General features: G+C 36.8%; 16 protein-coding genes and 2 pseudogenes. 13 read left to right on the top strand and 5 right to left on the bottom strand.

Annotation, left to right across the window (positions count from 1 at the left end; genetic code table 11):
- The first annotated feature begins 66 nt into the window (after positions 1-66).
- From FTV52_RS11740 to FTV52_RS11765, 6 genes are all read left to right on the top strand, one after another.
- Entirely contained in the window at positions 67-378 is a 312-nt protein-coding gene (locus FTV52_RS11740; protein ID WP_004973501.1) for a metalloregulator ArsR/SmtB family transcription factor, read from the top strand.
- Positions 379-496: 118 nt separating this feature from the next.
- Positions 497-2,221, top strand: coding sequence for a SulP family inorganic anion transporter (locus tag FTV52_RS11745; RefSeq protein ID WP_178866767.1), 1,725 nt, complete (start codon positions 497-499; stop codon positions 2,219-2,221).
- A 212-nt stretch (positions 2,222-2,433) separates the two neighbouring features.
- Positions 2,434-3,630 carry a serine/threonine transporter SstT gene (gene sstT / locus FTV52_RS11750; RefSeq protein ID WP_179990858.1) on the top strand — a complete coding sequence of 399 codons (1,197 nt, stop codon included), beginning with the start codon at positions 2,434-2,436 and terminating at the stop codon, positions 3,628-3,630.
- A 37-nt stretch (positions 3,631-3,667) separates the two neighbouring features.
- Positions 3,668-4,342, top strand: a complete 675-nt coding sequence (locus tag FTV52_RS11755; RefSeq protein ID WP_131261946.1) for a YoaK family protein — start codon at positions 3,668-3,670, stop codon at positions 4,340-4,342.
- 15 nt (positions 4,343-4,357) lie between these two features.
- Positions 4,358-4,891 carry a DUF2058 domain-containing protein gene (locus FTV52_RS11760; RefSeq protein WP_004973493.1) on the top strand — a complete coding sequence of 178 codons (534 nt, stop codon included), beginning with the start codon at positions 4,358-4,360 and terminating at the stop codon, positions 4,889-4,891.
- Positions 4,892-5,152: 261 nt separating this feature from the next.
- Complete coding sequence (locus FTV52_RS11765; protein ID WP_096901601.1) at positions 5,153-6,439, top strand: mechanosensitive ion channel family protein; 1,287 nt, start codon at positions 5,153-5,155, stop codon at positions 6,437-6,439.
- A gap of 487 nt (positions 6,440-6,926) precedes the next feature.
- Here FTV52_RS11765 and FTV52_RS11770 read toward each other — a convergent pair whose 3' ends face one another.
- Positions 6,927-7,409 carry a hypothetical protein gene (locus FTV52_RS11770; protein ID WP_004973490.1) on the bottom strand — a complete coding sequence of 161 codons (483 nt, stop codon included), beginning with the start codon at positions 7,407-7,409 and terminating at the stop codon, positions 6,927-6,929.
- Positions 7,410-7,639: 230 nt separating this feature from the next.
- On the opposite strand from FTV52_RS11770, the gene FTV52_RS11775 reads away from it, so the two are divergent.
- Together FTV52_RS11775 and FTV52_RS11780 are read left to right on the top strand one after the other, a co-directional pair.
- On the top strand, positions 7,640-9,073 hold the full coding sequence (locus FTV52_RS11775) for a GGDEF domain-containing protein (protein WP_207973578.1): 1,434 nt from the start codon (positions 7,640-7,642) through the stop codon (positions 9,071-9,073).
- A gap of 51 nt (positions 9,074-9,124) precedes the next feature.
- Entirely contained in the window at positions 9,125-10,615 is a 1,491-nt protein-coding gene (locus FTV52_RS11780) for an amidase (RefSeq protein WP_179990859.1), read from the top strand.
- A gap of 99 nt (positions 10,616-10,714) precedes the next feature.
- On the opposite strand, the gene FTV52_RS11785 is transcribed toward FTV52_RS11780, so the two are convergent.
- From FTV52_RS11785 to FTV52_RS11795, 3 genes and pseudogenes are all read right to left on the bottom strand, one after another.
- Entirely contained in the window at positions 10,715-11,896 is a 1,182-nt protein-coding gene (locus FTV52_RS11785; RefSeq protein ID WP_004973484.1) for an MFS transporter, read from the bottom strand.
- Positions 11,897-12,085: 189 nt separating this feature from the next.
- Positions 12,086-12,286, bottom strand: a pseudogene (locus tag FTV52_RS11790) (I78 family peptidase inhibitor); the annotation flags it as partial.
- 237 nt (positions 12,287-12,523) lie between these two features.
- Complete coding sequence (locus FTV52_RS11795) at positions 12,524-12,829, bottom strand: DUF4298 domain-containing protein (protein WP_179990860.1); 306 nt, start codon at positions 12,827-12,829, stop codon at positions 12,524-12,526.
- Positions 12,830-13,094: 265 nt separating this feature from the next.
- Here FTV52_RS11795 and FTV52_RS11800 point away from each other — a divergent pair, with 265 nt between their 5' ends.
- Genes FTV52_RS11800 through FTV52_RS11815 form a run of 4 tightly spaced genes read left to right on the top strand, consistent with a single transcriptional unit; the run spans position 13,095 to position 14,500 of the window.
- A complete protein-coding gene (locus FTV52_RS11800) occupies positions 13,095-13,448 on the top strand; it encodes a hypothetical protein (protein WP_096901594.1) in 354 nt (117 codons plus the stop codon).
- Between the two features lie 5 nt (positions 13,449-13,453).
- Positions 13,454-13,873, top strand: a complete 420-nt coding sequence (locus tag FTV52_RS11805) for a hypothetical protein (protein WP_131260874.1) — start codon at positions 13,454-13,456, stop codon at positions 13,871-13,873.
- Positions 13,870-14,319: a hypothetical protein gene (locus tag FTV52_RS11810; RefSeq protein ID WP_179990861.1), complete on the top strand. Its 450-nt coding sequence runs from the start codon at positions 13,870-13,872 to the stop codon at positions 14,317-14,319. The genes FTV52_RS11805 and FTV52_RS11810 overlap by 4 nt, the downstream gene beginning before the upstream one ends.
- A gap of 43 nt (positions 14,320-14,362) precedes the next feature.
- The gene (locus tag FTV52_RS11815; RefSeq protein ID WP_158660382.1) at positions 14,363-14,500 is read left to right on the top strand and encodes a hypothetical protein; all 138 of its coding nucleotides are present in this window, start codon (positions 14,363-14,365) and stop codon (positions 14,498-14,500) included.
- Between the two features lie 489 nt (positions 14,501-14,989).
- Here FTV52_RS11815 and FTV52_RS11820 read toward each other — a convergent pair whose 3' ends face one another.
- A complete protein-coding gene (locus FTV52_RS11820) occupies positions 14,990-15,151 on the bottom strand; it encodes a hypothetical protein (protein ID WP_004973471.1) in 162 nt (53 codons plus the stop codon).
- A 693-nt stretch (positions 15,152-15,844) separates the two neighbouring features.
- On the opposite strand from FTV52_RS11820, the pseudogene FTV52_RS11825 reads away from it, so the two are divergent.
- Positions 15,845-16,124: pseudogene (locus FTV52_RS11825) on the top strand (IS4 family transposase); the annotation flags it as partial.

Here is a 16,124-nt window from a genome sequence, read left to right on the forward strand (position 1 = left end):
ATATAATTTATCTTCCACTCCCGCCTAATATATATTGGGTTAGCTGTAAATTAAGAGAATAAAACAATGAACGATGGTCTTGAAATCACATCAATGCGTGAATCTGCGGATACCGTTGTTGGAATTTTAAAATCTTTGGCGAATAGTGACCGTCTTTTAATTCTTTGTCATTTATCTCAACAAGAATTAAACGTATCGCAAATTGAAGAAATAACTCAAATTCATCAGCCTACTTTATCGCAACAATTAATGATGCTGCGTAAAAGTGATGTGGTGAATACCCGCCGTGATGGCAAGCAAATTTTTTATTCAATTAAAGATGAAAAAATGGTGCAGGTACTTAATACCCTCTATGCACTTTATTGCCCGCAGGTCTAAATGATAATGCCTGTATTATCAGGCATCACCATAAAACTTGAATACTCTCCTGCTATTTCAAAGACTTCTTAGCATTTTTTGTTCATAATATATCTAAATTTATGATTTAGATTTCAGTATGTCAGATTTCAATTCACGTTTGGCTCGTGTACTACCTGCTTGGCAATGGCTGCGAAAATACAATGCAGAAACATTGAAATCTGATCTGCTGTCTGCGTTTATTGTCATTGCCATGTTGGTACCTCAAGGAATGGCCTATGCCATGCTTGCAGGTTTGCCTCCTGTCATGGGTTTATACGCGAGCGTGATCCCCATGATCATGTACGCCTTGGTTGGTGGCAGCCCAACCTTGTCCATTGGCCCAGTCGCCATTATTTCCATGATGACCTTTGCGACGCTCAATCCATTATTTGAAGTCGGCTCGGCAGCTTATATTCAAGCAGCCTGTTTACTTGCTGTGATGGTCGGCATTATTTCGCTACTTTTAGGGATTTTTCGCTTCGGTTTTTTAATTCAACTCATTAGCCATCCTGTTATTAAAAGCTTCATTATTGCCTCTGCATTAATGATTGCGATTGGACAGCTTAAATTTGTGTTAGACATCCCCCTTAAAGCCAATAACTTACCTGAGTTCTTATACAGCTTTTGGAAATATGTGGGACAAACCCATTTTTATAGCGTGCTCTTGGGTGTTGCTGCCATTTTATTTCTAATTTATGCCCCTAAAATCATCAACAGTAATGCCATTCGTGAGCGTGTTCGAGGTAGCGGCTTTATCTTAAAAGCCTTGCCATTGGTATTGGTGATCGGTTCAATTGCTTTGGTTTATTCATTGCATTTGCAACAAATCGGCATTAAAACAGTCGGAGAAATTCCTTCAGGATTTCCGCCTATTCAATTCCCTGAATGGAATGCACAACTTGTTCTACAACTCCTTCCTGGCGCAGCCATGATTGCCATGATCAGTTTTGTGGAATCTCTGTCTATTGCGCAAGCCACCGCCTTACAACAACGTAGTCACTTAAATAGCAATCAGGAACTGATTGCACTCGGTTTAGCCAATTTTGGCGCAGGTGTTAGCTCCTCTTTTCCCGTCACAGGCAGTTTGTCGCGTACCGTGGTCAATGCCGATGCAGGTGCAAAAACACCAATGGCAGGTGTATTTACCTCCATCGTGATTGTTATTGTCAGTTTATACTTCACGGGATTTTTCCAAGACTTACCACTGGCTGTTTTGGCTGCAACCATTATTGTTTCAATTTGGAAACTGGTCGAGTTCCAATCTTTTAAAGAAACTTGGCGTTATTCCAAAGCCGATGGTCTGGCCATGTGGGTGACGTTCTTTGGTGTTGTATTCATTGATATTTCGACAGGTTTAATTATTGGGATTGTGTCCACCTTTATTCTAATGTTGTGGCGTATTAGCCGACCACATATTGCGGTAATTGGTTTACTTGAAGGCACACAACATTTTCGTAATATTCAGCGGCATCAAGTGCGTACCGCGCCACACGTGCTATCCATGCGAATTGATGAAAATCTAACCTTTTTAAATGCCAATACTTTAAAAGGCTTTTTTATTAATCAAGTCAGCCAAAACCCTCAGTTAAAGCATGTAGTGGTGAATTGTTCGAGTATTAGCAGTATTGATTTAAGCGCACTCGAAATGCTGGAAGATTTAAATCTTGAACTAAAAAAATTGAATATTTGTCTGCATTTTTCTGAAATTAAAGGCCCGGTAATGGACAAATTACAACACTCAAAACTTTTGCAGCATTTAAATGGAAAAGTTTATTTGTCACATTATTTAGCCATGCAAGAGCTTGCGCCTGAACTGACTTAAAGATCAAGAAATTGATCTTTAATTTTATCTTTAAAACTGGATGCTCAACACACATGCTTTTTGATCAAAGAGTACTTTTATCTTGCTGAAATTTAAGTAGTTTAATAAATATCACTTTTAAAAATATAGACTTAATTTTTATATAAAAATTATTTTTAAGCACATGGATATTTCAGTATAAAATAGCCGCTTTTCTTTAACCTTGTTTTCGTATGTTTTCAGCTTTTTTGCGTTTGAGTTTAGTCTCCCGAATTATGATTGCAATTGTACTCGGTGTGGCTGTTGCAATTTTATTTCCAGAATCTGCGCCTTATTTAAGCCTTTTGGGTGATATATTTATTAAAGCCCTGAAGTCTGTTGCGCCAATTTTAGTCTTTATTTTGGTCATGGCATCGATTGCCAATTTTAAAATTGGAAGCAGCAATGCCTATATCAAACCGATTATGCTGATGTATGCGATTGGTATGTTCTTGGCTGCGCTCAGTGCAGTTATTGCAAGTACGCTTTTCCCAAGTACATTATTTTTAGATGTTGCAACACATTCAGAATTAACCCCGCCGGGCAGTCTTGCTGAAATTTTGAAAAATCTTTTACTTAGTTTTGTTGCTAACCCTGTAGTTGCCATTGCCGAAGCCAACTTTATTGGTATTTTGGCTTGGGCTGTGGCTTTAGGGATTGCCTTCCGCCATGCTACAGAGTCCACCAAAGCATTGTTGAATGATGCAGCCAATGCAGTCAATCGCGTTATTCGCTTGGTGATTAACTTTGCACCTTTCGGTATTTTTGGCTTGGTTGCCGTGACATTTGCCGATGCAGGCTTGAGCACCTTAGCCAGTTATGCTCAATTATTGGCAGTCTTGTTAGGTACGATGTTCTTTGTCGCGTTGGTCATCAACCCAATCATGGTGGCATTTGTGACCCGCAGCAATCCTTATCCTTTAGTTTTTCAATGCTTACGCGAAAGTGGCATTACTGCTTTCTTTACCCGTAGTTCTGCAGCCAATATCCCTGTCAATTTAGACTTAGCCAAGCGTTTAGGCGTACAGGAATCAACCGCGAGTGTTGCAATTCCGTTAGGTGCAGTAATTAACATGGCAGGCGCATCAGTCACCATTACCGTTTTGACCTTAGCTGCAGTAAATACCTTAGGGATTTCTGTCGATTTTAGCACCATGCTGATTTTATCTGTGGTTGCAACGGTGTCGGCCTGTGGTGCTTCAGGCGTTGCGGGCGGCTCGTTACTGCTGATTCCTGTAGCGTGTGGCTTATTTGGTATTTCTTCAGATATTGCCATGCAAGTTGTTGCAATTGGTATGGTCATTAGCGTATTGCAAGATTCAACCGAAACTGCACTTAACTCATCTACCGATGTGCTATTTACTACTGCGGTTGACCGTGGTTTGAGTTAAGATACAATGCGTTAGGAAACTTACGCAATCATCCATTATGCCTTTTCAAACTTTACCCCTTTGGGTGCAATTTGGTGCTTTTTTTCTAGCCGTCAATGCTGGAATTATTAACGTACTCGGATTGGTGACCGTATTGCACCAGTCCGTTTCGCACATGACTGGTAACGTTAGTATCTTGGCGATGGCGCTAATCGACTGGAAACCAGAAGCCATGATTTTCTTGTTTCTGGTGATTTTGTGCTATGTGATTGGCTCATTTTATAGCGGCGTCATTTTAGGAAATAGCAATTTTCGCTTAGGGCGTCGTTATGGTTTGCCCATGAGTTTGGTGGCATTTTTTATTTTAATCTGCTGGGCATTATTGCCTTATTTCCCACGTTATGCCCTGCTTTGGGCATCGGTTGCCATGGGCATACAAAATGCCATGATCAGCTACTATAAAGGCACCATCATCCGCACCACACATTTATCTGGGGTATTGACCGATTTAGGCTTAGCCCTCGGTTATCGAGTGCGGGGCTTACAAGTTGAAAAAAGGCGTATTGTTTTACACCTACTGATTTTAATTGGTTTCTTTGTGGGTGGATTACTCGCTGCAGCCATTTATCCTACATTTAAACTGAATTCTTTTCTGGTACCTGCAGGACTCAGCCTAAGTTTGAGTTTGGTGTATTGGATTATTTATTTTCGCTATCGACATCTTCAACATTAAGTTTCGGAAATTATCATGGTTAAAAATGCACTACAGGCACAATTGCTCAAAGCGGGTTTAGTGGATAATAAAAAAGCAAAAAAACTGTCTAAACAAACCTTACACGAACAGCGCACAGGTGAAAGTAAAGATGCTGAAGTGAAAGCCAAAATTGCACAGGCACAGCAAGAAAAACTCGCCAAAGACCAAGCTATTGAGCAAGAAAAGAAAGCCGCTTTACAGGAAAAAGAACTGAAAGCAGCAATTATGCAAATGATTCAGCAGCATAAAATTCGTGATACCGATGGTGAAGTGGCTTATCAGTTTTTAGATGGCAAGATTAAAAAAGTGTATATCAATCAACAAATTTACAATGCACTCGTGGCAGGTAGTTTGGTGATTGCCAAAGAAAATGACAGTTATGCGTTCCTGCCTAAAGCTTTAGCTGAACGTATTAATAGCAAAATGGAAGGCTTTATTATTGTCAATAATGCCGAGAAAAATGAAGCCACGACAGATGAAGAAGATCCATACGCAGCCTATGTGATTCCAGATGATTTAATGTGGTAGATCACGCAAGTATTTATGCTAGGTATCTATTCAAAGCCAGTATCTGTACTGGCTTTTTTATTATGACTGCAACTTGATTGAAAACTTTCAGTAAAAACAAATAATTGAAATGTAGCAAAAAGTTACTCAGCCTTCAAATTTAAACTTTAGTCGATACACTATCTAACAATTTCATACATCAATGAAGAATTAAGGTGAATTGCAGGCCAAAATTCTAAGTGCCGTGCAGACGAAAATCAGCAACCTTAAAGCGAGGACCTTTTGCAAGAATTTAATTTTATTCAAAATATTCAGGAATGGTATAACCAATACCCTTGGTTAGAAATGCTGACCTCACTCAGTATTGTGATTCTACTGGCAATTTTAGCCAACTTTATTGCCAAGCAAATTGTAGTGCGCGGGATTCGCAAACTGATTTCTAAAATGACCTTTGCCAATAGTGAAATTATTTCACAGCATAGTGTCATCCGACGTATTGCCAACATTGTCCCAGCTGTCGTGATTATGAACGGCATCACCACCGTACCGCATTTGTCAGATAAAGTAGAAAGCTTTGTGCAAATGGGTGCGCAAGCCTTTATATTCCTGACCATTGCATTGGCAATTTCTGAATTTTTAAATATTTTTAACCTGTTCTATCAACGCAACCCTAAGTCACGCAACAAGCCAATTAAGGGCTATTTGCAGTTAGTTAAACTCATTATTTATGTGGTCTGTGCCCTCATGATTTTAGGCACTTTCCTGAAAAAAGATGTGTTTACCTTACTCGCAGGTTTTGGTGCGATGGCTGCTGTTTTGATGTTGGTTTTCCAAAATACCATTTTATCTCTAGTGGCTTCGGTACAAATTTCTTCCTACGATATGGTACGGATTGGTGACTGGATTGAAATGCCTTCTTTAAATGCCGATGGTGATGTCATTGATATGTCATTACATACAGTCACCGTGCAAAACTGGGATAAAACCCTGACCACTATTCCAACCAATAAACTCATTACCGATACCTTTAAAAACTGGCGTGGCATGCAGGAAGCTGGTGCCCGACGTATTAAACGTGCCATTTTAATTGATCAAAGTTCTGTGCACTTTATGACTGAACATGAACAAAGCAAACTTAAAGAGTTTTTGTTATTGGATCAATATTTACATAGCAAAAATGAAGAAATTGAGCAGTTTAATCAGCAGTTAGCAAATCAATCACAATACAACCAACGCCGTTTAACCAATTTAGGGACGTTCCGTGCCTATGTTGAATTTTATCTGAAACAGCATCCTGGCATTAATCAATCTCAGTCATTGATTATTCGTCAACTACAGCCAAGCAGTGAAGGTTTACCACTAGAAATTTATGCCTTTACCAAAACCACTGCATGGAAAGAATATGAAAGTATTCAATCCGATATTTTTGATCATTTGCTGGCAATTATTCCGGAGTTTGGCTTAAAAGTGTATCAAGCCCCATCGGGTTCAGATTTAAAGCAAATTGCTGCACCATTTAAAGCAAGTTCTGTCCAAAGTCTAAATCCTTTAGAAATTGACGAGGCATAATTATGGATTTATTGCTGAGCCATGTGTCGCAAAATGCTTGCATGGCTCAGTAGCCGTTTTTATTTTCAGCAAGACGATAAAATTTTCATTAAATTAAAATGCACTCGTACACTCGTATATGAATAAGAGAAAATAAAGTCTTATTTGTAAGAGCTTTGTTGAAACAAATATCTAACACTATGTTTTAATTATATTTAAATTTCCTCAAACCTTTAAATCACAGCTTGCTCCAAATTTATGTAATAAGGTCATTGCCGGTTGAAAAAGTCTAATGATTCTAAGAATTCACCTAACTTTTCAACTCACTAAAATGTGTCGCTCTTGTTAATTGATTCTGGATTCGAAAAATGATCATCAATAATTCGTCTAATGAAAGATTGAAATTCACTACTTTTGTGCTTTAGCGCTCTAGATGATCAATACACGCGCTACAGGATGAGGGGTACGAGTTTATAAAAGATCTCTAATAGACCAAATAATGAAAAGTTTAAGGCAGGACGCGGTACAACGTCGCAAAACATTGTTCTGCTTTTTCATTACTACAGAAATTAATGGTGTGCGCATTTTTCCATTTTACAAAATATTGTGAAATGTCCCCTGTTTGGTCTTCCTGATATCCAGAACAATCCACTTCATTATTGTCATATTTAACTTGCAAAATTAAAGCCGGTAACGAATTTGCAGGGTCTTGTGAAGGTTGATAATCATATACACCTGCAGACCATTCTTGACCGCTTTTAATCACCACATCGCTATTACTTTTAAAGTTGTAATATTCAATACATTTACGATTATTTGGGATTTGCATGCCCCACAGCCCCACAATTTCTGGACGGGTCACCACACGAAATTTATTGGTCGTTTCTGCTGCTACTGGCGTTAACTTGGCTGAATCTATTGTTGTATTTTCATTCGCAATCGCGCAGACAGAACATAAGCTTAAAACTGTGGTTAGATATATTTTTTTCATACATTTATTTAAAGATATAAACCGTTTAGACAACTTAGCATATTTTTAATCCAAATCTGCAAGCATAAACATAAGACAACAATTTTATTTAACGAAAATGTGACTTAGTTTACATTTAATCGACTTTGTAGGTAATGGTTATTTGATATGATCGCCTTTCTGTTGTGAACGTCACACTCATTCAAGTTTTTTTCTTAATTATCAACCCATTGCAAAAGTGAGTTTAGTACTTGCAAAACTTTAGCATACCGCAAACTATATCTTCGACTCAAAAGCAAATATTTGCCTTTGGACTGCTAGCCGTTGTGGTATTTTTTTCTTGTTTATTGGGTATTTTTACTCGCCCACTTAGCTACTTTTCTTTTTTTTGGCCAAGCAACGCCCTCTTGTTGGGGCTACTCATTCGCTTTCCATCTTTAAAAAGTTTTGGTGGAATTTTGGGTGCTTTTTTTGGCTATATGGGCGCCGATTTGGTCACAGACAATACTTTCCTGATGACGCTAGGTTTAACGCTTTCCAACTTTGTAGCTGTTTTTAGTGGGTTGTTTTTCTTTAATTTTGCCCGCGCTAAACTTCCAGCGAGCAATAATAATGTGTCAGAGCTATATCCACATATTATTGCTGTAACTTTAGGCTGTTTCTTTGGGGCTTTATTTGCCATTCTTCTGCTGCCAAATTTGCCGCACACCTTTATGTTAAAAGAAAATCGTTGGATTGATTTTTTTACTTGGTGGTCTGGTGAAATTTTAAATGCGGTAATTGTCTTACCTTTAATTTTGGCTGCCCCAGGCTGGTCTAAATTCAAAAAACTTATAAATAATCAATATGCTAAAGAAACTCAAATTCAGGATATCTTGCCCTTTTTTGCATTACTGATCTCTATCGCCTGCACCCATATTTTTTATGGACCAGGCGCACTATTATATCCATTGGCTGCGTTAATTTGGGCAGCTGCCAGCTATCAACTTTTTAATTTGGCACTGATTAATAGCTTGGTCTGTTTAACTCTGTATCACAGCGTCACAGGCTTGTTTATAGATCAAGTGAATTCGAGTTATTTAACCACCATTATTTCTATTCGTGTGGGTTTAATTATTTTAGGTCTTGCCACGTTAATTTTATGTGTGATTAGCCAAAACCGAAATCAGTTGTATAGAGAAGTATTGTATTTGGCAAATCATGACAGTTTAACCGAAACACTGAACCGCCGTAGTTTTACTCAGTTAAGTGAAAAAGCTTTAAAGCATAAAAACAATCATTCATTGTCTTTAATTATGTTAGATATCGACGATTTTAAAAAAATGAATGATCAATATGGGCATTATGTCGGTGACCGTGCTTTGCAACATCTCTCTAACATCGTTAAAAGCAATTTACGTGATCACGATTTATTTTGTCGCATTGGTGGTGAAGAGTTCATTATTTTGCTGAACAATAATAACTTAAATAAAACTCAACGCATTGCAGAACGTATTCGTATGTGTATTGAACATCAAGCGTTAAATTTAGAAAACCTTGAACCCATTCATTTTACAGTAAGCATGGGCGTGTCACATACACACTTACCCACCAATCTCCCTTTACAAGATTTAATTATTCAGGCAGATCAGGCGCTATATCAGGCAAAAATGCAAGGTCGTAATCGGGTCATTCTTGCTTCTTAAACAAAAATAGCATACAACATCAATTTGACAATACAGATTTTCAGGATTGAAATGAAACTTGCAGAATACCTCCAATATGATGCTTTAGGCTTGGCAGAGCTGGTTGCCAAAAAGGATGTTCAGGCCTCAGAATTATTAGATATTGCGTTACAACGTGCTGAACAAACGAATCCACAAATAAATGCCATTATTATTCCTATGCATGAACATGCACGGCAGCGCACACAAACAAAATTAACAGGCCCATTTGCAGGTGTGCCCTTTTTAGTCAAAGACTTATTTCAACAATATGCAGGCTATCCGACTTCATTTGGTTGTCAGGGTTTAAAACGTGCGCATCATCTTGCAGAACAAAATGCAGAAATTGTAAATCGTTGGGAAAATAGCGGAATCGTTACCTTTGGACGTACCAACACGCCTGAATTTGGGATTAAAGGGATAACCGAGCCAGATGCTTGGGGTGCATGTAAAAATCCATGGAATTTGAAACACAATAGTGGTGGTTCTTCTGGTGGTTCTGCGTCTGCAGTTGCGGCAGGTATTGTGCCGATTGCAGGGGCAAGTGATGGCGGTGGTTCAATTCGTATTCCTGCGTCTTACTGTGGTTTGTTTGGTTTAAAACCAAGTCGTGGACGCACCCCGTGGGGGCCACAACTCAGTGAAGCCATGCATGGTGCAGCGATGCAACATATTTTAAGTAAAAGTGTACGTGACAGTGCGGCAATGCTCGATGCAACGCATGGCGCAGATGGTCATTCACTTTTCAAAATTGAAGCTCCTGAACGCAGTTATTTAGATGCAATTCAGCAAGCGCCAAAAAAATTAAGAATCGCATATTCGACCCAATCTCCGATTGGTACAGCTGTTTCACAAGATGCCATCAATGCCATTCAAAAAACCGTACAGCTTTTAGAATCTTTAGGGCATGAAGTGGTTGAAGACCGTCCTGCTATTGATGGCATGCAATTGGCCAAAGATTTCATTACCACATGGTTTAGCCAATTTGCTTATTTAATTGCTGAAATTCAAACTCGCCTGCCAAATCATTCCGATAATTTTGAGCTAGACTCTTTGGCTTTGGCTGCCTTTGGCGCAAAAACCACGTCAGTAGATTACATTCGCAATTTGAATAATTGGGGGGTATATGTCGCACAAATGAATCAATTCTTTGAGCGTTATGATTTATACCTCATCCCTGCAACTGCCTCAGTTGCACCAAAAAATGGCGAAGTTAAAACTCCTGCATGGCAAAAACCAATTTTAAAAACACTATTACATGCAGGTAAAGCACATTGGTTAGCGCAAGGTAAATTGGTCGATCGCATTGTCAAAGAAAACCTAAAATGGGTGCCATTTACTCAACTTGCCAATATTACTGGGCTGCCAGCAATGTCTGTGCCATTGTATTGGAATAAAGATAACTTACCATTGGGTTCGCAGTTTATTGCGCCTTTTGCACGTGAAGATGTGCTTTTACAACTGGCTGCACAACTTGAAACGGCTCAACCGTGGTGGCATCAATACGCTAAAATCCGTATTTAATGTAGCAATCAATTAGTAAGAAGCAAGCAAACTATACCCATCCAACTTTGCTTGCTTCTATTTTTGATAAAAGAACGGTATCACTGCAAAATCACCAATCTAGGCTTTGGTATCACTCGACATTGACTGCGATTCTAATTGCTTTGGCAATCCCCAAATAAAACACAGACCAACGAGTGTAGATAATCCTGCAAAAATAAAAATCCATTCGCCTGAAACAATATCCCAATAATGCCCTGCCAAAATACTCCCCAGTGCAACACCTAAACCCCACATGGTACTGTAAAGTGCTTGCCCACGACCTTGTTGCCCTGCAGAAAAGTTTTGAAAAATCACCCGCATGGCAATGATATGAAATAATCCAAAACTAAAGGCATGGATGCTTTGTGCAAAAAAATGTGCAAAAAATATGGATGGAAATAAACCAACTATCACCCAACGTAAGCCTGTTAAAATTAAACATACGGCAACCAGTGAACGCCAAGACCAACGCTTTAAAAACAAACTCGCATAGGCAAACATAATGATTTCAGCAACCACCCCGACAGACCACAATAAACCGATCTGACTTGTGCTAAATCCTGCCTGACTTAAAAAATTACTATAAAAACTATAAAATGGTGCATGCGAAAACAGTAAAATCAATTCAATTATAAAAAATGAATAGACTACTGGGCGCTTTAAAATAGGCAATAAGGGTTCAAGTTGTTTTTGTGCAATGGGTGCGGAGCTTGGTTCTTGAATACTGAATGACCATAGAAATGCCAGTAAAGAAATACTGAGTAGCAACATCGGTAACATGGAGATTGGTATAATTTCTAAAATAGCACCTATGCCAAAAACCCCGACAATAAAACCTATAGAACCCCATTTACGCACTTTGCCATAGAGTTCTGCACGTTTCTCGCCCAACCAAAACAAAGTCACGCCTTCAAATTGTGCCAAAATTGCATTTTGAAAAAAGCTAAAAATCAGCATAAGTAATGCAACAGACTGAAAGCTATTCGGAACAATAAAAATCAGTAACCAAATGCTGGCTTCCATCCAAGTTGCGATGCGTACCAAAAGCATCCGTTTGCCTGATTTATCTGCAATCCATCCCCAAATAAAAGGCGCGAAAAATCGAGTTAAAATGGCAATGGAAGATAAAACACCAATTTCCTGATAATTAAAGCCCTGATCTTCTAAGTACAGGCTCCAAAAAGGCAAAAACGTCCCAACAATTGCATAGTAGAAAAAGTAGAATCCACCTAAACGTGTCGATATATTCAAGGCTTGCATCAATGTATATTTCCTTGATTTTTCAAACACATAAATAAGTGCATTATCTGACCTGATCTAAAATTTTAAGACAACCGATATATTAACACTGTAGTACTTTAATTTTGAGTGATTGGCTGATTAAAACGAAAAACCCTGAAAATCAGATCAAATTTTCAGGGTAATATTGAGAAAATTTCTTAAAATTGTTTAGCCGCAAGAAGCTTGTAGAATAATTTTAGTTTTCGGATCGACCACCACAGTGACTCGATTCATACGATAATCCATTGTTACAGGCTGACCTGGTGTAACCATTCTCACAATTTCAGCTCGGGTAAGCGCTTTAATTTGTGTTTCAGTCAAACCTGTTTTACCAACTAACTGCGCAGCAGATTCTGGGACACAATTTTGCATGGTCTGTGGCACCTGAGTTTGTTCATTGATAGGCTGATTACTACACGCAGCTAAAGTTGCCACACTTAAAACAGCCAAAACACTATATAACTTTTTCATGTTGATACTCGTTTTTAATTTCTTCAAACCAACTCAAAATAACATAACTGATTAAATATGCAGTAAATTTACTGAATAAAACTGTGATGATAGTTTTATTGATCAAAATAAATTAGATGTAAGTTTGGATTAAGTTTAATTCTCAATCACACTTAAACTCAGTTTCATCCAATCAATTGCCTGTTGGCGACGCCCTTCTAAAGCATTCCATAGCGTATCTTGCGATAATATAAAATATTCCCCTTCGCGGCAGCTAAGTTCAGGCGCATTTTCATAGTCCTCAAGCCATTGTTCACTTTGATAATAGGCCTGTAATTCTTGCCAGAGCTTTTCTGCAGCTTGCCATTTTTGCTGCGCTTCTCGCATCTGTCGATGTAAATCATGCCATTGCTCATATTGTTGCTGTAAAACCTGAGCATCGTACATTTTATTTTTACTCATAGCTGAAATTCAAAAATTAAGATGACATGAGCGTACAATAATTCAAGATCAAGGAATGTGAGTGTATGTAGGTTTTATTTAAAGAAACATATATTGCTATATTTTTTTGCATTAATTTTTAAAGAAGACAATTCCTGATTTATTTAGTCAACTTTAGCTTCATTACTTTCAGTAAAATTTAGTATAAAAGTGTAATTCCATCTTTTTATCAAAAGTTAAAGTCATTAGTATAAGTTTGCTTCAATTTTTTAGAAAAGGTACAAAAATGAAATATTTTTTAGGGGCAACATTACTTGCATTCGGTTTAATGGGATGTAACTCAAATTCGAATAATGAAGTGAGCCAAGAAAAAGTACAAAGTAATGCACCTGCAGAAACACAAGTTATTTATTTTAATGGCCCACAAGACTTAACCATTGAATTAAAATCTTCAGATAATTTTGAAACTGCAGAAATGGTAGATAATTCAGACACAGTTTATCATTTAAAACGTGCTGTATCTGGTAGCGGTATTTTACTGAGCAATGATGATGGTGTATCTATTCATTTTAAAGGTGGTGAAGGTGTACTTGAGTTAGTCAAAGATCAGCCTATTAATATTACTGAATTTAAAAAATAGATTTTTTGCTGATTTTAGGCATACATAAGGACGAAAGTAATAATACTATTGGTAATTACATAGTCGAAGGCACCAAGCCATCAACTAAAGATAAAGTTATTAATGTTGAAACACAATATTATGAAAATCCAGGACATCATGACTTGAAAGATGGAAATATGCCTTATAACTCTACTAAAGCAATAATTCCTGACAATCATGTAAAATTATGGGAAAACAGTGTAAAAATTGATAGTGATCCAAAAAATAGATGGGCAATTGAAAATAAAGATGGGAAGGTCATTTATCATAGGTTTCAAGATGATGGTAATGGCAATTTCCATTGGAATGGTTCGACAAAAGGTATTACGTCCTCAGGAAAGGAACGAAATATCAAGATTTCTGATGTCCCTTCTGACTTGATAAAAATGGTAGATAGCAAATGAATAGAATTGGAAACGATCAAGTTTTTATAGAGTTTGATGGAAATTATCAGAATAGTAATTTCATCCCATTGCGTTTATGTATTGAGGGGGAGTATCTAGGAACTTTAGACTCTCCTACTTATGTGACTAGCTTTATAAATTCACTAAAAAACTTACTAAATGATAATTACTATTATAGCAATGTGATAAATGATGAAAATTGTAAAAAATTTTTCTATCCTAAAGGTTTATTATCTGAGAATTACAGAATCAATTTAGAAGAAACCTTTGATGATTTCAGTAAAAGGGCAGCAAGGAATAATAATACTATTTATTTTACTTGGTTTTTATATGAAGATCATTTTTTTGAATACAAAGATAACATTGTAAATAAGGTAATTTTTTCTAAATGTAAAAGTCTAGATTTACTCAATTTAATAGATGATTTTCTTGAAGTAATTAATTAAGGGGCTGTAGTCGATAAGGCTAAATACCCACCAAAATTAGGAGATGACAACAGCACTCAATGGTCTTTCAGCAGCGATTAGTACAGGGATGGTAACGGTTGCGAAGAAAGGTGGTGGTATTGTTATTGATACTGCTAAAAGTACTAAACGTATTTTAGAGCCTGTAAATTATTTTGTGTAAGTTCGATTTTTTAATCGATCATCGAACGTAATCGTAAATCAGTTCATCGCTAAATGATATAAGTCGCGCTGTTGTGCAATATTGGCATTTGAATACTTTTTATGAGGTTCATTCTTCTTGTAATTCTATTACTGAATAAACCCTAAGTGGCCGACTTGGAATAGGAATGAGTGGTAGGGAACGAATAGGAATAGGTGGTAGGTTTATGCAGGAATATGCACCTTATTTTGATCTTTATAATAAAGGTCACTTTTGTACATAAAAATAATGACTTATCTTAATAAATACTGCGCTAGTCTAAATTTTAGACAAAAAAAATCCCACATGGGAATGTGGGAAAACTAAGAAACTACAGCTATGTTTCGTTCATTTATTTTATCGTCATCTGACCGACAAACAGTGGCATAAAATTACTTTTTTAAGTCTATTTTTCACCTTTAACATATCCCATTGGATCCGCATCGAAGTATACGATTTACACCTAGATTATTATTTCCGATCTAACTCTACTAGACCCTGTCTTGCTTCTGTAATGATCAGCTGAATTTCTTCATTTTGCTTTCTCTTTTGTTCAAAATACACATAAATGCCTAGAGAAAATCCCACAGCTAAAATGATCAGCGTCATCATGATAATTGCATTATGATTCATTATATTTAGCCCCTTTAAACTTCCTCACTATTGTGAGATGCAAGGACTATACACAGCAATAACAAAAATGCTCAATTCCAATAAAGAAAATACACTGTTTTTTTTAATTTTATCTAAGAAAAACACTTTATTATTTAACAATATAATAAAAACCAAAATGTAACACGCATTCAAAAAATACGTTAAAATTCAATTATATTTTGTTCTATCTGTCATGATTTTATTTTTAAGATATTTTAATTAATTTTCTCTCTATCTCAATTATCAGTCTGTTAAAATAAAAATTGATCTAAAAAACATAAGCTTATTTAAGCCATTACAGCCCGTTTGAAAAATGCTAATCTACAAAAATACCAACACAAATATGTGACGTAGTTAGCATTTTTAATCAATTCTTCAATTTTTTCTTGTGATGTGAAATACAATTTTTTGCATCCAGTGACTAAAAAAACACCAACTTCGATACGCTCCACTGATGCTCAATCATTCTGCTGTTATATTGAAGCTCTGACTAATCTAGATTGAAATGACTTTAAATCACCAAAACTCTGACAATGATGGTTTGATGTTCTTCATTTTCCTCAATCAACTGTAAACGCTTTTGTTCTTTACTCACCACTTTCTCTGTACACGACAAAAATAGATAACTCATTGAAATAATGTCACAATAATTGTTTTCTAACGACGAATACTATGACACATCTCAATGAGTTATATCTTATCTTAAACAAATCTCTAAAATGGAACAAGTCACATTTAAAGTGCTTTGCGCTCATCATGCTTGTGATTATTTTAAAGCAAACATGTAATCTTTCTTCTGCATCTAAAGCCTTGCCCATCAAGTGTTTACCACAATCATTTTATCGACGTATGCAGCGCTTCTTTGCAGGTCAGTATTTTGATTATCGTCAAATTTCTCAGTTGATTTTCAATATGTTTTCATTCGACCAAGTGCAACTGACTTTAGATAGAA

This window comes from Acinetobacter sp. YH1901141, from assembly GCF_013416935.1.
Classification (GTDB): Bacteria; Pseudomonadota; Gammaproteobacteria; order Pseudomonadales; family Moraxellaceae; genus Acinetobacter; species Acinetobacter towneri.